The following is a 21,950-nucleotide window of genomic DNA, read 5'->3' as shown; positions in this document are numbered from 1 at the left end:
CCGCTATAAAACCCAAGCCCGCAAGCAACCACCAAGGAAGGCAAGCGCTACGGGCAGGCCGGCCTCTTACTCATTCACGCAGTCTTGTCCCAAAGGGGTTCCAACCATGACCACCACCCAACAGCCCGTTTTCATTCGAGAAGTGAAGCAAGCCGACCTGCACCCATGGCGCGACCACTGGGCGCAATACCAGGCCTTCTACCAAGTGGACCTGGGCCCAGCCATCACCGAGCGCACCTGGGCGCGCTTCTTCGACCCGGCCGAGCCCATGCACTGCGCCGTGGCCACCGATGGCGAGCGGGCGTTCGGTTTCGTCCACTATGTGTTCCACCGCTCGACCTGGGGCCGCAACGACTTCTGCTACCTGGAAGATCTGTTCGTCTGCCCGAGCGCCCGGGGGCGGATGATCGGCAAGCAACTGATCGAGTACGTCCAGGACCAGGCCCGGCAGCAGCAGTGCGACCGGCTGTACTGGCATACCCAGCAGACCAACAAGACTGCGCAGCGCTTGTATGACTGGATTGCCGAGAAGCCGGGGGTGATTGAGTACCGGATGCAGCTGGATGTCGCTCACTAAGGCCATTGTGCTAAGTCCATTGTGAGCAGATGAGGGCGTGGGAGCGGACTTGCCCCGCGAAGGGGAGCACCGGCTTTGCGGTGCAATCTCCTGGGGCGCAGCGCCGCTCCCACGCCCCAGTCATCAGAAATCTTCCTTCGAAATCTGCCTGATTCTTACGGTGCTGTCAGACCATTCAGAAAGACGACCCCTCCCTGGCAGAGAAATACTTAATCCAATATTTTGTGGTTTAACTGCGATTTTTTGAGATAACACGCATGATGTTGGATTTAAGTCTTACCAAACCCAGCGAACTCATGATGGCCTTGTGCGAGCGCTTGCGCACCGAGCGGCTCGCTCAACAGATGTCGCAAGCGGAAGTGGCTGCTCGTGCCGGCATCGGCACCAATACCGTGTCCAACCTTGAAACGGGACGAAATGTCGGTTTTGAAAATCTGATCCGAGTGGCGATGGTTCTAGGCCGAAGAAAATAGCTTGAGGCGCTGTTTTTGCCGAAGGTGGAGTGCATAGCCGACATCACTCGCTATGAGCTTGGTGCCAAGCGCCAGCGTATCCGGAAGAAGTCAGGGCAGGATTGAACAGGGCTGCATGGCAGCCCTTTCAGTGGATCGTAGGGTTCAATCGCCAACCCCATGCAACCGCAACGCCCGCTGCGCACATTCCTTCCAGCTCAGCTTGCGCCGCTCGGGCACCACCACAGGCCTCTCCGCCGCCATCACCACCGGCATATCCCGCATCCGTACCCAAGGCTCACTCTGCCAATACAACAGACTCGCCGTATGCCCACCCGGCCAGCACATCCTGCCCAGGCGCGGCAGGTCTTCCAGCGCCGAGTCCTGCCCATCGCGCAGCACCGCCACCACCTCATGGGTCAGCCAGTGGCGCAGGTGGCGGTTTTCCGGAATGTGATGATGGGCCAGCAGGGTATAGGCCCCGGACTCGCTGACCATGGTGGTCTCGCCGTACTGGCCGTAGCGCAACAGCTGCACGGTGCGATGCTGGTCCGGGTCGAGCTTGCGGATGCAGTGTTCGTCGAAGAAGCGCCCGGTCATCCGGCCGAGTTCGTGGGCGCAGAACCAGGCTTGGGATTCGAGCCAGAGTGTGTGGAGGGGGCGGTTGTGGCGGGTGAAGAGGGTGGGGTCGTGGAGGTCAGTCATGGCTGGCCTCCCTAGTCCTGAGGGTTTGGAGCAGGCGGGACGCATGTGCGAAAGGCCTGCGAACGCTAGTCTCGATAGGCATTTCCTTTACCTCTACGTGATTACCAGCTTTCTTAGGGCTGGGTGTCGGGAGTTAAGAAAACCCACGTAGAGGCCGGACGTATTTCCCTTTCGGGTCTTGTATTGGTCCACTCCCGACATAACACGTTTTTCGCGCGCAGGATTAGACCACAGGCACAAAAAAACCGCATCTGTCGGGAGCGGAACGACCGCTACGTGAGGCGTTTCTTAGGCGCCGACGGCAAATCTAGGTGCCACACTCGATAAGGTCAATAGCTTTCGTGTAGGAGATTTCCGTAAATGGCTAGAGTTTCTAATGCCAAGGTGTAGACAAACGATCAGAAAAAATTCTAGTCTGATGGCTATTTAATGGCTTTATTTAGGGGTTGTCTATTCAATTTGGTAGAGGTTAAGTGGATTTGAATCATAAGGAGGAAGAGTGGGAATACTATTAAGCGAGTCTATAAGGAAGTGGCTATCAAGAAAGGTGCCAGGTCGTGGTGTTCAGTCATGTTACGACATTCCAGTAATTATTAGTACAGATATAGGCCTTCAAAGGAAGAGCAATCAAGACAGAGCAGCAATGCTCAGGCTTGGAGCAGTAAAAGGTGGTCGTGGGATTTTGGCTGTTGTACTGGCTGATGGTATGGGAGGGATGCAGGAAGGAGATAAGTGTGCTGAGTTGGCTATAGCAAGCTTCTTTAGCTCACTGTTAGCATATAGAGATTTCAATCTCCAATCGCGGGTGAAGTTTTCTATATTGGAGGCTAATGATCGAGTTAATCATGCTTTTGAGGGGAGAGGGGGGGCTACCTTAACAGGGTTGATCGTAGATGACGAAGGGAGAGCTTTAATTGTACATGTCGGCGACTCAAGGGCCTATGAGTTTGGTGGCGGAGGCAGAACCAAACGATTGACTATAGATGATTCTCTACAAGAGGCAGTTGGCGGACATGGGCGGGAACTGCTTCAGTTTGCCGGGATGGGGGCAGGGATCTCACCTCACTTAGTAGATGTCTCGTCAGACGCTCAAAGTATTGCGATTACAACTGATGGGGTGCATTACGTCGATTCCAAAACGTTTGACGATATTTTGCACTATTCGCCTGACATTAAATCTGCGTCAGAAAGAATCTCCGCTCTGTCACGGTGGTGTGGTAGCCCAGATAACGCCTCATCTGCCCTCATGGATCTGCCTGGGCTTAAGGTTAAGGTCTTAGAGTCGGAACCTGATTCGGTGGAGCTTTGGGATGCTTTTGGGCATGTGTCATTCGCTGAAGTAATAGTTCCAAAAAGCAATCTTGAACTGATTCAGCATGAGCTTGGATTGCATGGAAGGAAGGACGAATCTCTAACAAATAATGAGAGCCAGCGCACAAAGAAGATTAAGTCTTCTAAGGTGAAAAAGAGAGCATCTCATGAATTTGAGTTAGATGTAGAGATTAACGGTGGCTCTGCTTCGGAGGGTGGAGATGTTAGTCGCAAATAGGTACGAGGTGTCATCGGGTGGAGCTGCCGGTGGAATGGGGGAGGTAGTACAGTGTTTTGACACTAACCTTCAGCGTCGCGTTGTTATGAAACGGCTCCAGCCAGGGGTGGATACTCGCAGGATTGTTGATGAGCAGATGTCGTTGGCTAAGCTTCGTTCCAAAAACGTGGTGCAGTTATATGATGTTGTTAGTTTAAGTGATCGAGGTGTTTCGGAAGTTGGTATTGTATTGGAGTATATAGATGGCAAGGATTTAGAGCCTGGAGGCTACGAAGTAGGTGTAGAGTATTTAAGGGTTTTGTGGCAGATTGCTTCGGGTCTGTCAGATATTCATGATGTTGGGATTATTCATCGAGATATTAAGCCAGAAAATATTCGAATTGATCATGATGGCGTTGTAAAGATTTTTGACTTCGGGCTGTCTCGTTTCGAAGATGAGGCTAAAACGGTTAGTGTTATTGGTACTGCGGCATACATGGCTCCTGAACTATGGGCGCAGAAACCAATATCTTTCACAAAGGCCGTCGATGTTTATGCATTTGGGGTTCTCTGTGTCTCACTTGTGAATAGAGATTTTTCTCTTGTGAGTAAGCTGAGAAGTCGAAGAGAAGATATTGATGGTGTTTCCTACCATTTGAAAGGTTTGCACGAAGATATATTGCTTATGATTTCAGCATGCCTGAGTAAAGAGCCTGCTGAGAGGCCTGTAATGAGCGAGGTGGCTCGTATGTTGGCGAAGCACCTTTTGAAAAATAAGCATAAGGCTCTAGTTGTGATGAGCGGAAAGGTTCATCAACTTGATGCTGAGAACAAGAAGATTGGTTTGAGAGCTCAGGATGTCGGCGAGATAACTATAGTTTATGATGGCTTTGACTTTAAGGTGGAAACGACTAGTGGTGCGGTTTATTTGAATAATACCAGGGTTTCTCCTGGGGATTTAGTTCCAGGATGTTGTGTCATCACATTCGGTGCGGCGGGTAAGAGAAGGTTTGTGACATTCGATGTCTCAAATCCGGAGGTTTTGGTATGAGCCATATTGTAGCCCAGCGATATGAGATTTTAAGGCATATTGGAAAGGGTGGGATGCAAGATGTCTTTCTTGCTAAAGACCATTTATTGCAGTGTGAAGTTGCGCTTAAAACACCTCAGGCAGGCCAGGTTCTGAGGCGATTCAGTCAAAGTGCAATTATTGCGGCAAAGGTAAATCATCATAATGTCGCAAAAACATTAGATTATTTTGAGAGTGAAGGAAAAGCTTACCTGATTGAAGAGTATGTTCCTGGGCGGACACTTGAAAAGGTAATTGAGGAGTTTGGAGCGGTAGATCCTCATCTCGGGGCACGAGTATTTCTCCATTTGGCAAAGGGTGTTGCCGCATCCCATTACGTAGATGTCATTCATCGTGATTTGAAACCTAGTAATATAATTGTCGGTCCAGGAGTGAATCTTCATCAGCTAAAAATAACAGACTTTGGTATTGCTACTTTTACCAAGGAGGTGTTGGATGAGGCTGCAAAAGATGGTGGTGATCTGACAAATTCAACCTCAGGCACTATTAAAGGGGCGCTGCCTTATATGGCGCCAGAAATGATGTTCCGCACTCCTGGGGATCATCCAGGGAAAAGTACAGATATCTGGTCACTTGGTGCTTTGATGTTTAGAGTGTTGACTGGAGACTACCCGTTTGGTGTGTATTTAGAGGCGGCTGTAAATGTTAAGACTGGCCAGCGTGCCGCTTGGCCAGGTTTTATGACGAGTAATCCTCAGTATAAGATTCTTTCAGAGCAACTGCAGTTGATAGTTGAAAGCTGTTTGCAATCTGACTTAAAGGCACGACCTACTGCCGGGGAGCTTGTAAAGTCGTTATCGGATCTTTGCTTTATTTGTGGCGACCGCTACGAGGGAGAGTTACTTAATCTTATTCAAAATGGTTATAGTGGTTTTGTAATGGGCGGGGATGGGTTGCAATCATTCTTTAGTATGGAAAGTATTTATGGGTTGCAGAAGCCTTCAAATGAGCGAAAGAGGGTTTGCTATTCAAGGTTCCCTGGGTCACCTCATTTCAGAGGGCATCCGATGGTCGTTATGAGATAATGTGGTTTTAATTAATGAATTTTCGTGTTGCTAAGTTTTGAAGATGAATGGTTGCCGAATATAAAAAGGCTGCCTTGGGCAGCCTTTTTATTCAAATAAACGTCAATCCCAGCTCAACGCCCCACCAGTCTGATACTCAATAACCCGAGTCTCAAAGAAGTTCTTCTCCTTCTTCAAGTCCATGATCTCGCTCATCCAAGGGAACGGGTTGGTAGTCCCCGGATACTCTTCCTTCAGACCAATCTGGGTCAGACGACGGTTGGCAATGAACTTGAGGTAATCCTCCATCATCGCCGCATTCATGCCCAGCACGCCGCGTGGCATGGTGTCACGGGCGTATTCGATCTCAAGCTGGGTACCCTGCAGAATCATCTGGGTAGCCTCTTCCTTCATCGCGGCATCCCACAGGTGCGGGTTCTCGATCTTGATCTGGTTGATCACGTCGATGCCGAAGTTCAGGTGCATGGACTCGTCACGCAGGATGTACTGGAACTGCTCGGCGACGCCGGTCATCTTGTTGCGGCGGCCCATCGACAGGATCTGGGTGAAGCCGCAGTAGAAGAAGATGCCTTCCAGTACGCAGTAGTAGGCGATCAGGTTGCGCAGCAGCTCTTTGTCGGTTTCGACGGTGCCGGTGTTGAACTCCGGATCGGAGATGGCGCGGGTGTACTTCAGGCCCCAGGCGGCTTTTTTCGCGACCGATGGGATCTCGTGGTACATGTTGAAGATCTCGCCTTCATCCATGCCCAGCGACTCGATGCAGTACTGGTAGGCGTGGGTGTGGATCGCCTCTTCGAAGGCCTGGCGCAGGATGTACTGGCGGCACTCCGGGTTGGTGATCAGGCGGTACACGGCCAGGGCCAGGTTGTTGGCCACCAGCGAGTCGGCGGTGGAGAAGAAGCCGAGGTTGCGCATCACGATGCGGCGCTCGTCTTCGGTCAGGCCGTCCATGCTCTTCCACAGGGCGATGTCGGCGGTCATGTTGACCTCTTGCGGCATCCAGTGGTTGGCGCAGCCGTCGAGGTACTTCTGCCAGGCCCAGTCGTACTTGAACGGCACCAGCTGGTTGAGGTCGGCGCGGCAGTTGATCATGCGCTTTTCGTCAACGGCGACGCGGGCCGAGGAGCCTTCCAGCTCGGCCAGGCCTTCGGCGATGTCCAGGGCGTCCAGGGCAGCCTTGGCGCGCTTCACGGCGTCGGAGTCGGCGGCGGTGGCGGCGCGGGCTTCCAGGGCGGCGGCACCGCCGGCGCTGTCGAGCTTGTCCAGCGTGGTGGTGGCAGTGGCCTGTGCGGCGGTGTTGCCTTTGGCGGCGACTTCACCGTCTTCTTTGTCGAATTCGTCCCAGCTCAGCATGGTTTGGCTCCTGCTTGAGGGTCGCCCTGGGGCAACCGGTTGGATTTTAAGAATGTGATGCCTGACGCAAGGCCGTTACGGCGTATGGACAGCTCGAGAGGCTGACTCTCGTTACATCTGGACTCGTGCCTGGCCAGGCCTCGGGGAGGGGCCAGGGACATGAATGGGTGCCCTTTTCAGAGGGGGCGCAGTATACCGGAATTCGCTTTCGATCGGGGCGCGTGTCTGGCGGGCGAGGGTAAATTTTCGACCGGTTCTGTGCGCGTCCGTTCAGGGAATCTCGTGTCGTACTTTACGGTGAGGGAGTTTAGCGGCAAATAGTGCGAAACACTACATGTGGTGGCTTTTTATTTTTTACAGCACAAGATGCTGGGTTAGCGAAACCCTTGTAGGAGCGGCCTCGTGTCGCGAAAGGGCCGCAAAGCGGCCCCGGCAATCTCGCGGTGGGGTCGAGATCCTGGGGCTGCTGCGCAGCCCTTTTGCGACACAAGGCCGCTCCTACAAAGGCGGCGTTTCAGCGGGCCATTTTGCGGATGCAAAAATGCCGCAAGGGGCACCCATTGGGCACCCCTTGCGGCATCAGGCCTTATTGGCAGGCTTCGCAATCCGGCTCGTCGATGGCGCAAGCCTTCGGTACCGGGGCAGGGCCCGCGGCCTGGACCGGGGCGCTGTCGCCGCCGCTCGACACGGCATTGAGCTTGCCGGTGTTGATGGTCGACTTCTCGGTGCTGGTCGCGGCCAGGGCACGGAGGTAGTAGGTGGTCTTCAGACCACGGTACCAGGCCATGCGGTAGGTCACGTCGAGCTTCTTGCCCGAAGCGCCGGCGATGTACAAGTTCAGCGACTGGGCCTGGTCGATCCACTTCTGGCGACGCGAGGCGGCATCGACGATCCACTTGGTCTCGACTTCGAACGCGGTGGCGTACAGGTCCTTGAGCTCTTGCGGGATACGCTCGATCTGCTGCACGGAACCGTCGTAGTACTTCAGGTCGTTGATCATCACCGAGTCCCACAGGCCGCGGGCTTTCAGGTCGCGGACCAGGTACGGGTTGATCACGGTGAACTCGCCCGACAGGTTCGATTTCACGTACAGGTTCTGGTAGGTCGGCTCGATCGACTGCGACACGCCGGTGATGTTGGCGATGGTCGCGGTTGGCGCGATGGCCATGATGTTCGAGTTACGAATACCTTTCTTGACCCGCTCGCGCACCGGGGCCCAGTCCAGGCTCTCGGTCAGGTCGACGTCGATGTACTTCTGGCCACGGGCCTCGATCAGGATCTGCTGGCTGTCCAGCGGCAGGATGCCCTTGGACCACAGCGAACCCTGGAAGGTCTCGTAGGCGCCGCGCTCGTCGGCCAGGTCGCAGGAAGCCTGGATCGCGTAGTAGCTGACCGCTTCCATCGACTTGTCGGCGAACTCGACGGCAGCGTCGGAGCCGTACGGGATGTGCTGCAGGTACAGCGCGTCCTGGAAGCCCATGATCCCCAGGCCGACCGGGCGGTGCTTGAAGTTCGAGTTACGCGCTTGCGGCACCGAGTAGTAGTTGATGTCGATCACGTTGTCGAGCATGCGCACGGCGGTGTTCACGGTGCGTTGCAGCTTGGTGGTGTCCAGCTTGCCGTCGACGATGTGGTTCGGCAGGTTGATCGAGCCCAGGTTGCAGACCGCGATCTCGTCCTTGTTGGTGTTCAGGGTGATCTCGGTGCACAGGTTCGAGCTGTGGACCACGCCCACGTGCTGCTGGGGCGAGCGCAGGTTGCACGGGTCCTTGAAGGTCAGCCACGGGTGGCCGGTCTCGAACAGCATCGACAGCATCTTGCGCCACAGGTCTTTGGCCTGGATGGTCTTGAACACCTTGATCTTGTTGTACTCGGTCAGGGCTTCGTAGTACTCGTAGCGCTCTTCGAAGGCCTTGCCGGTCAGGTCGTGCAGATCAGGCACTTCCGATGGCGAGAACAGGGTCCACTTGCCGTCATCGAAGACGCGCTTCATGAACAGGTCGGGGATCCAGTTGGCGGTGTTCATGTCGTGGGTACGACGACGGTCATCACCGGTGTTCTTGCGCAGCTCGATGAACTCTTCGATGTCGAGGTGCCAGGTTTCCAGGTAGGCACACACCGCGCCCTTGCGCTTGCCACCCTGGTTCACGGCCACGGCGGTGTCGTTGACCACTTTCAGGAACGGCACGACGCCTTGCGACTTGCCGTTGGTGCCCTTGATGTACGAGCCCAGTGCACGCACCGGAGTCCAGTCGTTGCCCAGGCCACCGGCGAATTTCGACAGCATGGCGTTGTCGTGGATCGCGTGGTAGATGCCCGACAGGTCGTCCGGCACGGTGGTCAGGTAGCAGCTGGACAGCTGCGGACGCAGGGTACCGGCGTTGAACAGGGTCGGGGTCGAGGCCATGTAGTCGAAGGACGACAACAGGTTGTAGAACTCGATCGCACGGGCTTCCTTGTCTTTCTCTTCCAGCGCCAGGCCCATGGCCACGCGCATGAAGAACACCTGCGGCAGCTCGAAGCGCACGCCATCCTTGTGGATGAAGTAGCGGTCGTACAGGGTCTGCAGGCCCAGGTAGGTGAACTGCTGGTCGCGCTCGTGGTTGATCGCCTTGCCCATGCGCTCCAGGTCGTAGCCTTTCAGGGCTGGGTCGAGCAGTTCGAACTCGACGCCTTTCTCGACGTAGGCCGGCAGGGCCTTGGCGTACAGCTCGGCCATCTCGTGGTGGGTGGCGCTCTCGGCGACGTTCAGGAAGCCCAGGCCTTCGGCGCGCAGGGTGTCCATCAGCAGGCGGGCGGTGACGAACGAGTAGTTCGGCTCGCGCTCGACCAGGGTACGGGCGGTCATCACCAGGGCGGTGTTGACGTCCTTCAGGGCCACGCCGTCGTACAGGTTCTTCAGGGTTTCGCGCTGGATCAGCTCGCCGTCGACTTCGGCCAGGCCTTCGCAGGCTTCGCTGATGATGGTGTTCAGGCGCGCCATGTCCAGCGGCGCCAGGCTGCCGTCGGCCAGGGTGATGCGGATGCTTGGGTGCGGCTCGACCACGCTGTCGGCGTTGGAACGGGTGGCACGCTCCTTGGCGCGCTGGTCGCGGTAGATCACGTAGTCGCGGGCGACTTTCTGCTCGCCGGCGCGCATCAGGGCCAGTTCGACCTGGTCCTGGATTTCTTCGATGTGGATGGTGCCACCCGATGGCATGCGACGCTTGAACGTGGCGGTGACCTGCTCGGTCAGGCGCGCGACGGTGTCGTGGATGCGCGACGAGGCGGCGGCGGTGCCGCCTTCAACTGCGAGGAACGCCTTGGTGATGGCCACGGTGATCTTGTCGTCGGTGTAGGGGACGACAGTGCCGTTGCGCTTGATCACGCGCAGTTGGCCAGGCGCGGTGGCTGCCAGATCCTGGTTCGAATCGGCGGCCTGCGGCGCTTTGCCCTGCGGGTTCTCGCGAGTTGTGTCGGTTTGCATGGGTGGGTGTCTCCACAGTTTCTATAGTGTTCAGGCGCCTGTTGGGCGCCCACCGTTCCGTCCACTTGCTCGATGGCCGTCGCGGGGATGCGGCATGCGCACGCATCCGCCGCTCGGGCTTACCGACTTCGGGACAGATCAGGAATAAGGGGCAATAACCTGCCGCTCCCTGGCCGAAGTCAAAGGTTCTGGGCGTACCCAAAATCTGTTGCTGATGAGTGCTGGGCCTTGCCTGCAACACTCATACCCGAACAAGGGCATCTAGGGCCTTGCCTCGGTCGCCGCCGCTGGAGCGGTTTGGCTGCTGAAATCACGTTAAGTTCAGCCAGAAAATTCGCTTGAATTTGCCTGTTGACTTGTGTTTGTGATTTTGCGCGAAACCCAATATCTAGTGGTTCGCTGCGATGGGGATACAAGATAATGCGGTCTTGGGGGCTTTGCAACTCGATCGCCTGTGGATAAGTTGTGTGTACTTTGTGGGTCATTCGTGGGTATCGGCTGTAGGCCTTGTCCCAAGTGGTTTGCACTATTTTTCCCGCTGCCGCGCCCCCGCGCAGATTTCTGCGGGCGCGCACCCTATCACAAAAAACGGTTCAGTCCAGCGCCATGCGATGTGGTTGGCAGGGGTGGGGGCGGGACGTAGTATCGGCAGGCGATGTTGCGCTTTGGTGAAGGTGGATTTTCGCTGGAATCAAAGGGTTGTATCGGCCTTGATACAGCCAACAGCAAGGCCCGACAAAAACCAGAAGAAGGGTAAGGCCATGGACCAGCCAATCAACCGCATCCTCATCGTCGAGGACGACCAGCGCCTCGCCGAGCTTACCGCCGAGTACCTCCAGGCCAACGGCTTCGAGGTGGCGGTGGAGGGCGACGGTGGCCGCGCCGCGCGGCGCATCATCGACAGCCAGCCGGACCTGGTGATCCTCGACCTGATGCTGCCCGGCGAAGATGGCCTGAGCATCTGCCGCCGGGTACGCGGCCAGTACCCTGGCCCCATCCTCATGCTCACCGCCCGCAGCGACGAGCTCGACCAGGTCCAGGGCCTGGACCTGGGCGCCGACGACTACGTGTGCAAGCCCGTGCGCCCGCGCCTGCTGCTGGCGCGCATCAATGCCCTGCTGCGTCGCAGCGAGGCCCCCGAGCGCCGCCCGGACCTGAGCTTCGGCCCGCTGCATATAGATAGCCGCCAGCGCGAGGCGCGCCTGCACGGCCAGTTGATCGAGCTGACCGGCGCCGAGTTCGACCTGCTCTGGCTGCTGGCCAGCAACGCCGGGCGGGTGCTGTCGCGCGAGGAGATCTTCACCTCGCTGCGCGGCGTCGGCTACGACGGCCAGGACCGCTCCATCGATGTGCGCATTTCCAAGATCCGCCCCAAGATCGGCGACGACCCGATCACCCCGCGGCTGATCAAGACCCTGCGCAGCAAGGGCTACCTGTTCGTCGGCGAGGCGCCATGAACTCGATCTTCCTGCGCATCTACGGCGGCATGCTCGCGGTGCTGGTGCTGGTGGCCGTGCTCGGCGTGCTCAGCCTGCACCTGCTCAACGAGATCCGCGCCGGCCAGCACCGCGAACGCCTGGCCCAGGGCACCTTCAGCCTGATGGCCGACAACCTGGCACAGCAGAACGCGGTGGAGCGCACCCGTTCGCTGGTGATCTGGGCGCGCCTGCTCGGCGTGCCGCTGGGCCTGCAACCGCAGTCGGCGTTCACCCTCGACGGCAGCCAGCGAGCGCGCCTGTACCGCGACCTGGTGGTGGTGGAGAAGACCGGCCCCCATGCCGCCCGGGTGCTGCGCCGGGTCGGCCACGAAGACCTGCTGCTGGTGGCCGAGGTCAAGCAGATCAGCGAGCAGCTGGCCCGCGCCACCCTGTACCTGCTGGCCGACGAGCTGGTGCGTTATCCGGTGACCGAGCAGCCGGCTCGCCTTGCGCAACTGCGCCGGGACAAGGGCTTCGGCTTCGATGTGGCCTTGCAGCGCATCGAGCGCGCCGCCCTGGACGACGACCAGCGGCGCCGGGTGGAAGAGGGCGACACGGTGATGGCGCTGGGCCGCGATGGCGACTCGATCCGCGTGTTCTCGGGGCTGTCCGGCTCACCCTGGGTGCTGGAGATCGGCCCGTTGTACCAGCTCAACCCTTATCCGCCGCAGCTGCTGATCCTGATCGCCTTTCTCGGTCTGTGCCTGATCGGCCTGGTGGTCTACCTGCTGGTGCGCCAACTGGAACGCCGGGTCTCGGGCCTGGAGGTGGCGGCCACGCGCATCGCCCAAGGCAGCCTGGACACCCGCGTGCCGGCCGGCGATGCCGACTCGGTGGGGCGCCTGGCCGAGGCCTTCAACGGCATGGCCGAGCACCTGCAGCGCTCGCTGACCATGCAGCGCGAGCTGGTGCGGGCGGTGTCCCACGAGCTGCGCACACCGGTGGCGCGGCTGCGCTTCGGCCTGGAGATGATCGAGAGCGCCAGCACCGAGCAGGCCCGGGCCAAGCACCTGGCCGGCATGGACGGCGACATCCAGGACCTGGACAAGCTGGTCGACGAGATGCTGACCTACGCGCGCCTGGAGCAGGGCGCGCCGGCGCTGAGTTTCCAGGCGGTGGACCTGGACGCCTTGCTGGCGCGGGTAATCGACGAACTGGCGCCGCTGCGCGCCGAGGTGCGCGTGCTGCGTGGCCAATGCCACGGCCTGGACGGCGGCGGCGCCTGGGTCGAGGCCGAGCCGCGCTACCTGCACCGGGCCCTGCAGAACCTGGTGCGCAACGCCATGCGCCATGCCGAGGGCGAGGTGCGCCTGAGCTACCAGCTGGGGCAGGAGCGTTGCCGGATCGATGTCGAGGACGACGGCCCGGGTATTCCAGAAGGGGTGTGGGACCGCATCTTCACCCCCTTCACCCGGCTGGACGACAGCCGCACCCGCGCCTCGGGCGGGCATGGGTTGGGCCTGTCGATCGTGCGGCGGATCATCTACTGGCACGGTGGCCGGGCGCTGGTCGGGCGCAGCGAGCAGTTGGGCGGGGCGTGTTTCAGCCTGAGCTGGCCGCGGGAGCAGCCACGCGATTAAACGCTGACCAGGCTCAGCAGATGACCGTCCTGCAGGCAGAACTGGCCGCCCAGCTCGACGCCGTGGCGCCACTCGGCCGACAGGTCGGTGAGCAGGCGCAGGCGGGCGTGGCCGTCGGCGGACCATTCCAGTAGTTCGGCATGCTCGAAATAGAAACGCTGGCCGGTGATGGGGTACAGCGCCTTGAACAGGCTTTCCTTGAGCGAGAAGGTCAGGGTCACGGCCAATGCCTGCTGGCCGCGATCCAGGCGTTCGAGCTCGGCGGGGGTGAGGATCTCTGCGGCCAGGCGTGCGGCGCGCTCTTCGCTCAGCAGGGTTTCCTGGTCCAGCCCCAGCCCTGTGCCTTGGGCTGTCACAACGGCTGCCGCCCAGCCCTGGCCATGGGTGATCGACCCATGGATGCCCGTCGGCCAGATGGGCGAGCGGTCTTCGTGGGTGGCTGGCACATAGTCACGGCCATCCAGCCGCCGCAGCGCCTCGCGGGCGCATACCCGGCCGGCCAGGTATTCGGCCTGGCGCTTGGCCACCGAGCGTTGCAGATTGGCGGTTTGTACGACGCCGGCGCGCTGGAAATCGTCGGCTGCCAGCAGGGCTGGGTCGAAGGCGCAGCTGACCAGCACCGCGCCAGGGACCGGGTGGGGCAGGGGCCAGTGGTGCTGGAGCGGGGCGCAGCAGGTGGGGAGTCTGTTCATGGCGAGTATTGTGCCAGCCTGTTGGCGGGTGGTGGAGTACAGATTTTGGGGTCGCTTTGCGGCCCTTTCGCGACGCAAGGCCGCTCCTACAGGAGAGCGCATATCCCTGTAGGAGCGGCCTTGTGTCGCGAAAGGGCTGCACAGCAGCCCCAAAATCTTCAGTCAAACGCGGTCTTCAAGAACGCCTGCATATCCTTCCACGAACGCTCATCAGCCGCCTTGTCATAGCCGATATCCGGCCCGCCATGCCCACCATGGCTCAACCGATCGGCATCCGGGTTGGTGAACCCATGCTTGGCCCCAGGGATGCCGACGAACTTCATGTCGGCCCCGGCATCGTGCATTTCCTTCTTGAACGCCGCCACCTGCTCCGGGGTGACCATGCTGTCGGCCTCGCCATGCTCCACCAGGATCTTGGCGCGAATCACCCCAGGCTTGGCTGGGGTCTGGGTCACCAGCGCGCCATGGAAACTCACCACGGCATCGAGCTTCTCGCCCCGGCGCGCGGCATCGAGCACCACCTTGCCGCCGAAGCAGTAGCCGATGGCTGCCAGCTGGTGCTTGTTGGTGTTGGGCTGGATCTTCAGCAGCTCCAGCCCGGCATCGAAGCGCCGCGCCGCCGCTTTCGGGTTCTTCATCGCCGCGGCCATGAACGCCTGGGCGTCGGCGGGGTGCTCGGTGTGCTTGCCGTCGCCGTACATGTCGATGGCCAGGGCGTTATAGCCCAGCGCCGCGAGGTCGCGGGCGCGGCGCTTGGCGTAGTCGTTCAGGCCCCACCACTCATGCACCACCACCACCCCCGGGCGTTTGCCCTCGAGGGCGTCGTCGTAGGCGTAGTAGCCGACCAGGCGATTGCCGTCATGGTCCTGGTAGGGGATCTCGCGGGTCTGCACCGCCGCCTGGGCGAGGGCGGCGCTGCACAGCAGCGCCAGGGCAAGCAGGGTACGCATGGTCAGGTTCCTCGTTCGATTCGTTCAGCCTGGGTTCAGGCCGGGTTCAGCCAGGGTTCAGGGCGACCTCCCTACTCTAGTCCCCAGACAGAAACAACGCATCCAACCGGAGTACCCAACCATGAAAACGCTCAACACCCTGATCGCCGCCATGGCGGTTTGCGCCGCCGGCCTCACCACCGCCGCCCAGGCCGACGATAACTTCGCCAGCCTGACCTACGGCCAGACCAGCGACAAAGTGCGCAAGTCCGGCATGCTGCAGAGCAACACCGATGGCCTGAACGCCGACGGCATCATCGGCAAGGACGGCACCTGGGGCGCGCGCCTGGGCAAGATCAACGACCAGGGCCGCTACTACCTGACCTACGACAACGTCTCGGGTGACCACGGCGGCGTCAAGCTGCGCCAGGAAAACCTGCTCGGCAGCTACGACCTGTTCCTGCCGGTGGGCGATACCACCAAACTGTTCGGCGGTGGCAGCCTGGGCGTGACCAAGCTGACCCAGGACTCGCCAGGCGCTCGTCGCGACACCGACTACGGCTACGCCGTGGGCCTGCAGGCCGGGGTGATCCAGGAAGTCACCGACAATACCGCGGTGGAGCTGGGCTACCGTTACCTGCGCAGCAACGCCGCCACCGAGATCGGTGCCCATGGGGGGCCCAAGGACGGTACCCTGCGCCTGAAAAGCAGCGCGCAGACCTACCTGGCGGCTACCTACAAGTTCTGAGGCCGCTGTTATCCTGTACTGGCTTCAGCGCGGGGCAAGCCCGCTCCCACGTATCGCCGTGGGAGCGGGCTTGCCCCGCGCTTACAATCGAACAGGCGTATCCACGTTAAGGAGATCTGCATGAAATTGCTGGTGGTCGAGGATGAGGCGCTGCTGCGGCATCACCTGTTCACCCGCCTCGGCGAAGGCGGCCATGTGGTCCAGGCGGTGGCCAATGCCGAAGAAGCCTTGTACCAGGCCGAACAGTACAACCACGACCTGGCGGTGATCGACCTGGGCCTGCCGGGCATGAGCGGCCTGGACCTGATTCGCCAGTTGCGCAGCCTCGGCCAGACCTTCCCCATCCTGATCCTCACCGCCCGCGGCAACTGGCAGGACAAGGTCGAAGGCCTGGCCGCCGGCGCCGACGACTACGTGGTCAAGCCGTTTCAGTTCGAGGAGCTGGAGGCGCGCCTGAACGCCTTGCTGCGCCGTTCCAGCGGTTTTACCCAGTCGACCATCGCCGCCGGCCCGCTGATGCTCGACCTCAACCGCAAGCAGGCGACGCTGGACGAGCAACCACTGGCGCTGACCGCCTACGAATACCGCATTCTCGAATACCTCATGCGGCATCACCAGCAAGTGGTGGCCAAGGACCGCCTGATGGAGCAACTGTACCCGGACGACGAGGAGCGCGACCCCAACGTCATCGAGGTGCTGGTCGGACGCCTGCGGCGCAAGCTCGAGGGCGCCAACGGCTTCAAGCCGATCGACACCGTGCGTGGCCTGGGCTACTTGTTCACCGAGCGCTGCCGATGATCCGCTCGCTGCGGCTGCGCCTGATGCTGGCGGCGGCGCTGCTGGCGCTGTTGTTCATGCTGGCGCTGCTGCCAGCGTTGCAGAAGGCCTTCAGCCTGGCGTTGCAGGAGTCGATCGAGCAGCGCCTGGCCTCGGACGTGACCACCTTGATCTCCGCCGCGCGCATCGAGCACGGCCAGTTGCAGATGCCGGCGCTGCTGCCGGACGAGCGCTACAACCTGCCCTACACCGGCCTGCTCGGCTACATCTTCGACCGCCAGGGCACCTTGGTGTGGCAGTCGCGGGCCACGCGCAACCGCAATATCAACTACCACCCGCGCTACGACGGGCGCGGCAACGAGTTCGCGCGCATCCACCAGGACGATGGCGAGGAGTTCTTCGTCTATGATGTCGAGGTCAAGCTGCTGGGCGGCAAGAGCGCGGCGTTCAGCATCGTTGCCCTGCAGCCGCTGCGCGAGTACCAGGACACCCTCAATGGCTTGCGCGAAAAGCTCTACTTTGGCTTTGGCGCGGCGTTGCTGGCGCTGATGGTGCTGCTGTGGGCCGGCCTGACCTGGGGCTTGCGCTCGCTGCGCCGGCTCAGTTCCGAGCTGGACGAGGTGGAAAGCGGCGCCCGCGACGGCCTGAGCCGCGAACACCCGCGCGAGTTGCTGCGCCTGACCGGCTCGCTCAACCGCCTGCTGCACAGCGAGCGCGAGCAGCGCCAGCGTTACCGCGACTCGCTCGACGACCTGGCCCACAGCTTGAAGACCCCGCTGGCCGTGTTGCAGGGCGTGGGCGAGAGCCTGGAGCACGGTGACCGCGAACAGGCGCGGGTGTTGCAGAGCCAGATCGAGCGCATGAGCCAGCAGATCGACTACCAATTGCAGCGCGCCAGCCTGCGCAAGAGCGGCCTGGTGCGCCACCAGGTCGAGCTCAAGCCACTGCTCGACAGCCTGTGCAGCACCTTGGCCAAGGTGTACCGCGACAAGCAGGTGCTGGTCAGCCTCGAGGTCGCGGATCAGGCACGGGTGCCGATGGAGCAGGGCGCCTTGCTCGAGCTGCTCGGCAACTTGCTGGAGAACGCCTACCGGCTGTGCCTGGGGCAGGTGCGGGTGCGCCTGCATGAGGCGCCGGGGCAATTGGCGCTGTGGATCGAGGACGATGGCCCGGGCGTGCCGCCCGACCAGCGCGAGCGCATTCTCGAACGCGGCGAGCGGCTGGACCGCCAGCACCCGGGGCAGGGGATCGGCCTGGCGGTGGTCAAGGACATCATCGACAGCTATGACGCTGAGTTGAGCCTGGGCGATTCCGAGCTGGGCGGGGCTGCGTTTCGTATCCTGTTCCGCCTGGATTGACACCTTGTAGGCGCCCGCGTGCTGGCGAAGCGGGCCGACGCTGTGCGCCCGCACGCGGCTTCCCAGAGAGCGTGTGCGGGCGGAAAACCGCCAATGTCCCTGTACGATTTCCGCCATCAGGCGGGAATCCGCCATTCCCTATCGGCTTTTTCGCTCCGTCCCGGGGCACTCACACCCTGTAATCATGGGCTATGCACCGCGAGCGGGCATTTTGGCATCGCCCTTGCTATTCACCTGGCAGACGCCTGCCCAGGCGCTCAAACACAACGACAAATCCCTCCGGGTGCAGGAGGGTTCGCGATTCAGGTGCCCCGACATCCTGGGAAGGATGCGCCGGCCCACTTGAGGAAAATCTAGCCATGACGACTCGTCAGCCGCTGTACAAATCGCTGTATGTCCAGGTGATCGTCGCCATCACCATCGGTATCCTGCTCGGCCACTACTACCCGGAAACCGGGGTTGCCCTCAAACCGCTGGGTGACGGCTTCGTCAAACTGATCAAGATGGTCATCGCCCCGATCATCTTCTGCACCGTGGTCAGCGGCATCGCTGGCATGCAGAGCATGAAGTCGGTCGGCAAGACCGGCGGTTACGCGTTGCTGTACTTCGAAATCGTCTCCACCATCGCCCTGATCATCGGCCTGGTCGTGGTCAACGTGGTCCAGCCTGGCGCCGGCATGCACGTCGATGTCAGCACCCTGAACGCCAGCAGCGTGGCCGCCTACGCCGCCGCCGGCGCGCAGCAGACCACCGTCGGCTTCCTGCTCAACATCATCCCCAACACCGTGGTCGGCGCCTTCGCCAACGGCGACATCCTGCAAGTGCTGATGTTCTCGGTGCTGTTCGGCTTCGCCTTGCACCGCCTGGGCAGCTACGGCAAGCCGGTGCTGGACATGATCGACCGCTTCGCCCATGTCATGTTCAACATCATCAACATGATCATGAAGCTGGCCCCGGTCGGTGCCTTCGGTGCCATGGCCTTCACCATCGGCCAGTACGGCGTGGGCTCGCTGGTGCAGCTGGGCTACCTGATGGCCTGCTTCTACATCACCTGCCTGCTGTTCATCCTGGTGGTGCTGGGCGGTATCTGCCGCGCCCATGGCTTCAGCGTGCTCAAGCTGATCCGCTATATCCGTGAAGAACTGCTGATCGTGCTGGGCACCTCGTCCTCGGAGTCGGCCCTGCCACGCATGCTGGCCAAGATGGAGCGCCTGGGCGCGAAGAAATCCGTGGTCGGCCTGGTGATCCCTACCGGTTACTCGTTCAACCTCGACGGTACTTCGATCTACCTGACCATGGCCGCGGTGTTCATCGCCCAGGCCACCGACACCACCATGGACATCACCCACCAGATCACCCTGCTGCTGGTGCTGCTGGTCGCGTCCAAGGGGGCTGCGGGCGTTACCGGCTCGGGCTTCATCGTCCTCGCCGCGACCCTGTCGGCGGTTGGCCACCTGCCGGTCGCCGGCCTGGCGCTGATCCTGGGTATCGATCGCTTCATGTCCGAAGCCCGCGCCCTGACCAACCTGATCGGCAACGCCGTGGCCACCGTGGTCGTGGCCAAGTGGGTCAAGGAACTGGACACCGACACCCTGCAGGCCGAACTGGCCTCCGGTGGCGCGCCGTTGATCGACACCCGTCCGACCGACGACCTGGGCGTCGCGGAAGGCCCGGCGCGTTGAGCGACGTGTGAAAGGCCAAGAGGCGACCTTCGGGTCGCCTTTTTTGCGTCTAGGGGATACGCCTACCCCTGTAGGAGCGGCCTTGTGTCGCGAAAGGGCCGCGCAGCGGCCCCGGCGCTCCTTGCATCAACGCCGAGATCCTGGGGCCGCTTTGCGGCCCTTTCGCGACACAAGGCCGCTCCTACAGGGGGGGCAACCGGCCTCTACTCGACGCGGGTCTGGCCGCTGTACACCAAAATCTCCCGACACCGCCGGCACAGGTAGCGTCGCCCCTGGCGCACCAGCTTGTGCCGCTGGGCGGTGAACGGGAAATCGCTTTGCGGGCACGGGCACCGGTAGATGTAGCGCGTGGCCACGCGCCGCTGCACTTCGTAGTTGTGGCAACGGTTCGGCGGCAGCTCGTACACCCCGCGCATGATCAATTGCCATTCCTCGCCATGGGCCTGGATACGCTCGCCAAACAGCTGGTGGGCAACCAGGTGGGCCACTTCGTGGGCCACGGTCTGACGCAGGAAGTCGTCCTGGTTCTCGCGGTACAGCTGCAGGTTGAAGCGCAGCAGGTTCTCGTGCAGGTGGGCGACGCCGGCTTTTTGCCCGCGCAGCTTGAAGCTCACCTGTGGGCGCGGGAAGGGGCGTTTGAAGAAGGCTTCGGCTTGCTGGTAACAGGTTTCGACGCGTTGTTTGAGCAGCTCGGGCATGGCGGGGCAATTCTCCTGACCGGGCATTATGCCGCAAGCGCGGCCCAGGCGCCGAACCGCTGGTCAACACGAAACGAGGCCGCCTTGCGGCGGCCTCGGCTGATGCCCCAGTGTTGGTTCGATCTAGTTGGTGTACACAGGCCCCACGCCCAGGCCCCAGATGATCACGGTGGCGGCCATGATCGCCACCAGTACCACCAGGCCTACCGCCAGCACGGAGCTGGAGAACAGGAAGCCTTCGTCGGACGGAATGTTCATGAAGGTCGGCAAGCCGACATACAGCAGGTACACGGTGTAGCAGATCGCCGCGGTGCCGATCAGCATGCCCAGCCACAGGTGCGGGTACAGCGCCGCGAGGCCGCCGATGAACAGTGGGGTGGCGGTGTAGGTAGCGAAGGCGATGCATTGCGCCATGCTCGGGTTGGCGTCGTAGGTGCGTGCCATCCAGTGGATGAAGGCGCCCATCACCGCCACCCCGGCGAGCATCGCCAGGTACGACATGATGCTCATCCAGATCGCGCTTTCCATGGTCAGCATCACCGCCGGCCGGTCACCGATCACCCAGCCGACCTGGGTGGTGCCGATGAATGCCGAGACGGCGGGAATCGCCGCGAGGATCAGGGTGTGCGTCAGGTACATGTGGCTGATGCTTTCTTCTTCGCCACGGATTTCCCGCCACTCCTGGTCGGGATGGGTAAACAGCCCCACAACGTGATGAATCATGCCGGTCACTCCTATTGGTTGCCAAACGCCCCCCAGATGGAGCGCCTGCGGCCCGAGGCCGAACACCGATGCAAGCGGTAATGTGGCCTTATGTCGCAGTATAGGAAGCCGTTCCCCGCATAAAACCGGCTTTTTAGAGCAAATTGCGCTGTCAGGCCCGGTGCTGATTCCCTTGAAGTCTTTATCGGATTGGCCTACTGCCCCGCCCGGTTTGTGCGTAAAATAGCCGCCTTTTGTCACACCTCGCGGATTCAAGCGCTATGGGCACCCTCTCGGTCAACCAGAACAAACTGCAAAAACGCCTGCGTCGTCTCGCTGGCGAAGCCATCACCGACTACAACATGATCGAGGATGGCGACAAGGTCATGGTCTGCCTGTCCGGCGGCAAGGACAGCTACACCATGCTCGACGTTCTGTTGCACCTGCAGAAGGTGGCGCCGATCAAGTTCGACATCGTCGCGGTGAACATGGACCAGAAGCAGCCGGGCTTCCCCGAGCACGTGCTGCCGGCCTACCTGAAGGAACTGGGCGTCGAGTACCACATCGTCGAGAAGGACACCTACTCGGTGGTCAAGGAGCTGGTACCCGAGGGCAAGACCACCTGCTCGCTGTGCTCGCGCCTGCGCCGCGGCACTCTGTACACCTTCGCCGACGAGATCGGCGCGACCAAGATGGCCCTGGGGCACCACCGCGACGACATCGTCGAGACCTTCTTCCTCAACATGTTCTTCAACGGTGCGCTCAAGGGCATGCCGCCGAAGCTGCGCGCCGACGATGGCCGCAACGTGGTGATCCGCCCGCTGGCCTACTGCAGCGAGAAGGACATCCAGGCCTATTCGGACATGAAGGAGTTCCCGATCATCCCGTGCAACCTGTGCGGTTCGCAGGAAAACCTGCAGCGCCAGGTGGTCAAGGACATGCTGGTGGAGTGGGAGCGCAAGCACCCGGGCCGTACCGAGAGCATCTTCCGCGCGATGCAGAACGTGGCGCCGTCGCAGTTGGCCGACCGCAACCTGTTCGACTTCACCAGCCTGAAGATCGACGAGAGCGCCACCCCGCGCTTCCTTGACGTGGTGAACCTCTGAGCCC

The 21,950-nt window shown here is 60.9% G+C and carries 18 protein-coding genes and 1 pseudogene; 12 read left to right on the top strand and 7 right to left on the bottom strand.

What is annotated here, in order from left to right; translation table 11 throughout:
• Window positions 1-106 precede the first annotated feature (106 nt).
• The gene (locus NJG22_RS03555; RefSeq protein ID WP_253092604.1) at window positions 107-577 is read left to right on the top strand and encodes a GNAT family N-acetyltransferase; all 471 of its coding nucleotides are present in this window, start codon (window positions 107-109) and stop codon (window positions 575-577) included.
• A 260-nt stretch (window positions 578-837) separates the two neighbouring features.
• Window positions 838-1,155: pseudogene (locus tag NJG22_RS03550) on the top strand (helix-turn-helix transcriptional regulator).
• Between the two features lie 39 nt (window positions 1,156-1,194).
• Here the strand turns inward: NJG22_RS03550 and NJG22_RS03545 are convergent.
• A complete protein-coding gene (locus NJG22_RS03545; protein WP_253092602.1) occupies window positions 1,195-1,734 on the bottom strand; it encodes a Bro-N domain-containing protein in 540 nt (179 codons plus the stop codon).
• Window positions 1,735-2,233: 499 nt separating this feature from the next.
• On the opposite strand from NJG22_RS03545, the gene NJG22_RS03540 reads away from it, so the two are divergent.
• Genes NJG22_RS03540 through NJG22_RS03530 form a run of 3 tightly spaced genes read left to right on the top strand, consistent with a single transcriptional unit; the run spans window position 2,234 to window position 5,377 of the window.
• Window positions 2,234-3,283 (top strand): protein phosphatase 2C domain-containing protein, encoded by a 1,050-nt coding sequence (locus tag NJG22_RS03540; RefSeq protein WP_253092600.1) that lies wholly within the window; start codon window positions 2,234-2,236, stop codon window positions 3,281-3,283.
• A complete protein-coding gene (locus NJG22_RS03535; RefSeq protein ID WP_253092599.1) occupies window positions 3,267-4,313 on the top strand; it encodes a serine/threonine-protein kinase in 1,047 nt (348 codons plus the stop codon). Before NJG22_RS03540 ends, NJG22_RS03535 begins: the two co-directional genes overlap by 17 nt.
• Window positions 4,310-5,377: a serine/threonine-protein kinase gene (locus NJG22_RS03530; RefSeq protein ID WP_253092598.1), complete on the top strand. Its 1,068-nt coding sequence runs from the start codon at window positions 4,310-4,312 to the stop codon at window positions 5,375-5,377. Before NJG22_RS03535 ends, NJG22_RS03530 begins: the two co-directional genes overlap by 4 nt.
• A 102-nt stretch (window positions 5,378-5,479) precedes the next feature.
• Here the strand turns inward: NJG22_RS03530 and NJG22_RS03525 are convergent, their stop codons facing one another.
• Both NJG22_RS03525 and NJG22_RS03520 read right to left on the bottom strand, forming a co-directional pair.
• Window positions 5,480-6,730, bottom strand: a complete 1,251-nt coding sequence (locus NJG22_RS03525; RefSeq protein ID WP_217853374.1) for a ribonucleotide-diphosphate reductase subunit beta — start codon at window positions 6,728-6,730, stop codon at window positions 5,480-5,482.
• 586 nt (window positions 6,731-7,316) lie between these two features.
• Entirely contained in the window at window positions 7,317-10,196 is a 2,880-nt protein-coding gene (locus NJG22_RS03520) for a ribonucleoside-diphosphate reductase subunit alpha (protein ID WP_253092596.1), read from the bottom strand.
• A 761-nt stretch (window positions 10,197-10,957) separates the two neighbouring features.
• Between NJG22_RS03520 and NJG22_RS03515 the strand changes: the two genes are divergently transcribed.
• Together NJG22_RS03515 and NJG22_RS03510 are read left to right on the top strand one after the other, a co-directional pair.
• Window positions 10,958-11,653 (top strand): response regulator transcription factor, encoded by a 696-nt coding sequence (locus tag NJG22_RS03515; RefSeq protein WP_253092594.1) that lies wholly within the window; start codon window positions 10,958-10,960, stop codon window positions 11,651-11,653.
• Window positions 11,650-13,254: an ATP-binding protein gene (locus NJG22_RS03510; protein ID WP_253092591.1), complete on the top strand. Its 1,605-nt coding sequence runs from the start codon at window positions 11,650-11,652 to the stop codon at window positions 13,252-13,254. Before NJG22_RS03515 ends, NJG22_RS03510 begins: the two co-directional genes overlap by 4 nt.
• On the opposite strand, the gene NJG22_RS03505 is transcribed toward NJG22_RS03510, so the two are convergent.
• Window positions 13,251-13,946 (bottom strand): 4'-phosphopantetheinyl transferase superfamily protein, encoded by a 696-nt coding sequence (locus NJG22_RS03505; protein WP_253092589.1) that lies wholly within the window; start codon window positions 13,944-13,946, stop codon window positions 13,251-13,253. The two genes, NJG22_RS03510 and NJG22_RS03505, sit on opposite strands and share 4 nt — an antisense overlap.
• Before the next feature lie 158 nt (window positions 13,947-14,104).
• Window positions 14,105-14,896 (bottom strand): dienelactone hydrolase family protein, encoded by a 792-nt coding sequence (locus tag NJG22_RS03500; protein WP_253092587.1) that lies wholly within the window; start codon window positions 14,894-14,896, stop codon window positions 14,105-14,107.
• Between the two features lie 121 nt (window positions 14,897-15,017).
• Between NJG22_RS03500 and NJG22_RS03495 the strand changes: the two genes are divergently transcribed.
• The 4 genes from NJG22_RS03495 to NJG22_RS03480 all read left to right on the top strand — a co-directional run bounded on the left by NJG22_RS03495 (window position 15,018) and on the right by NJG22_RS03480 (window position 19,440).
• Entirely contained in the window at window positions 15,018-15,623 is a 606-nt protein-coding gene (locus NJG22_RS03495) for a hypothetical protein (protein ID WP_253092585.1), read from the top strand.
• 120 nt (window positions 15,624-15,743) lie between these two features.
• The gene (locus NJG22_RS03490) at window positions 15,744-16,421 is read left to right on the top strand and encodes a response regulator (RefSeq protein ID WP_253092583.1); all 678 of its coding nucleotides are present in this window, start codon (window positions 15,744-15,746) and stop codon (window positions 16,419-16,421) included.
• Window positions 16,418-17,758 (top strand): ATP-binding protein, encoded by a 1,341-nt coding sequence (locus NJG22_RS03485; RefSeq protein WP_253092581.1) that lies wholly within the window; start codon window positions 16,418-16,420, stop codon window positions 17,756-17,758. The genes NJG22_RS03490 and NJG22_RS03485 overlap by 4 nt, the downstream gene beginning before the upstream one ends.
• A gap of 359 nt (window positions 17,759-18,117) precedes the next feature.
• Window positions 18,118-19,440 (top strand): dicarboxylate/amino acid:cation symporter, encoded by a 1,323-nt coding sequence (locus tag NJG22_RS03480; RefSeq protein WP_217853383.1) that lies wholly within the window; start codon window positions 18,118-18,120, stop codon window positions 19,438-19,440.
• Between the two features lie 203 nt (window positions 19,441-19,643).
• Here the strand turns inward: NJG22_RS03480 and NJG22_RS03475 are convergent, their stop codons facing one another.
• Both NJG22_RS03475 and NJG22_RS03470 read right to left on the bottom strand, forming a co-directional pair.
• The gene (locus NJG22_RS03475) at window positions 19,644-20,138 is read right to left on the bottom strand and encodes a SprT family zinc-dependent metalloprotease (protein ID WP_253092579.1); all 495 of its coding nucleotides are present in this window, start codon (window positions 20,136-20,138) and stop codon (window positions 19,644-19,646) included.
• Between the two features lie 123 nt (window positions 20,139-20,261).
• The gene (locus NJG22_RS03470; RefSeq protein ID WP_134691826.1) at window positions 20,262-20,861 is read right to left on the bottom strand and encodes a Yip1 family protein; all 600 of its coding nucleotides are present in this window, start codon (window positions 20,859-20,861) and stop codon (window positions 20,262-20,264) included.
• 260 nt (window positions 20,862-21,121) lie between these two features.
• Between NJG22_RS03470 and ttcA the strand changes: the two genes are divergently transcribed.
• Entirely contained in the window at window positions 21,122-21,946 is an 825-nt protein-coding gene (ttcA, locus tag NJG22_RS03465) for a tRNA 2-thiocytidine(32) synthetase TtcA (RefSeq protein WP_253092577.1), read from the top strand.
• Window positions 21,947-21,950 lie beyond the last annotated feature (4 nt).

The organism is Pseudomonas sp. VA159-2 (genome assembly GCF_024126635.1).
Classification (GTDB): Bacteria; Pseudomonadota; Gammaproteobacteria; order Pseudomonadales; family Pseudomonadaceae; genus Aquipseudomonas; species Aquipseudomonas muyukensis.
The sequence above is the reverse complement of the archived record's forward strand: the minus strand, read 5'-3'. Positions and strand labels throughout refer to the sequence as shown.

What these genes read in the sequence shown, in the direction of transcription:
- NJG22_RS03555 (WP_253092604.1), top strand. Translation starts at nt 107, where the DNA reads ATGACCACCACCCAACAGCCCGTTTTCATTCGAGAAGTGAAGCAAGCC.
- NJG22_RS03545 (WP_253092602.1), bottom strand. Translation starts at nt 1,734, where the DNA reads ATGACTGACCTCCACGACCCCACCCTCTTCACCCGCCACAACCGCCCC.
- NJG22_RS03535 (WP_253092599.1), top strand. Translation starts at nt 3,267, where the DNA reads ATGTTAGTCGCAAATAGGTACGAGGTGTCATCGGGTGGAGCTGCCGGT.
- NJG22_RS03530 (WP_253092598.1), top strand. Translation starts at nt 4,310, where the DNA reads ATGAGCCATATTGTAGCCCAGCGATATGAGATTTTAAGGCATATTGGA.
- NJG22_RS03525 (WP_217853374.1), bottom strand. Translation starts at nt 6,730, where the DNA reads ATGCTGAGCTGGGACGAATTCGACAAAGAAGACGGTGAAGTCGCCGCC.
- NJG22_RS03520 (WP_253092596.1), bottom strand. Translation starts at nt 10,196, where the DNA reads ATGCAAACCGACACAACTCGCGAGAACCCGCAGGGCAAAGCGCCGCAG.
- NJG22_RS03515 (WP_253092594.1), top strand. Translation starts at nt 10,958, where the DNA reads ATGGACCAGCCAATCAACCGCATCCTCATCGTCGAGGACGACCAGCGC.
- NJG22_RS03510 (WP_253092591.1), top strand. Translation starts at nt 11,650, where the DNA reads ATGAACTCGATCTTCCTGCGCATCTACGGCGGCATGCTCGCGGTGCTG.
- NJG22_RS03505 (WP_253092589.1), bottom strand. Translation starts at nt 13,946, where the DNA reads ATGAACAGACTCCCCACCTGCTGCGCCCCGCTCCAGCACCACTGGCCC.
- NJG22_RS03500 (WP_253092587.1), bottom strand. Translation starts at nt 14,896, where the DNA reads ATGCGTACCCTGCTTGCCCTGGCGCTGCTGTGCAGCGCCGCCCTCGCC.
- NJG22_RS03495 (WP_253092585.1), top strand. Translation starts at nt 15,018, where the DNA reads ATGAAAACGCTCAACACCCTGATCGCCGCCATGGCGGTTTGCGCCGCC.
- NJG22_RS03490 (WP_253092583.1), top strand. Translation starts at nt 15,744, where the DNA reads ATGAAATTGCTGGTGGTCGAGGATGAGGCGCTGCTGCGGCATCACCTG.
- NJG22_RS03485 (WP_253092581.1), top strand. Translation starts at nt 16,418, where the DNA reads ATGATCCGCTCGCTGCGGCTGCGCCTGATGCTGGCGGCGGCGCTGCTG.
- NJG22_RS03480 (WP_217853383.1), top strand. Translation starts at nt 18,118, where the DNA reads ATGACGACTCGTCAGCCGCTGTACAAATCGCTGTATGTCCAGGTGATC.
- NJG22_RS03475 (WP_253092579.1), bottom strand. Translation starts at nt 20,138, where the DNA reads ATGCCCGAGCTGCTCAAACAACGCGTCGAAACCTGTTACCAGCAAGCC.
- NJG22_RS03470 (WP_134691826.1), bottom strand. Translation starts at nt 20,861, where the DNA reads ATGATTCATCACGTTGTGGGGCTGTTTACCCATCCCGACCAGGAGTGG.
- ttcA (WP_253092577.1), top strand. Translation starts at nt 21,122, where the DNA reads ATGGGCACCCTCTCGGTCAACCAGAACAAACTGCAAAAACGCCTGCGT.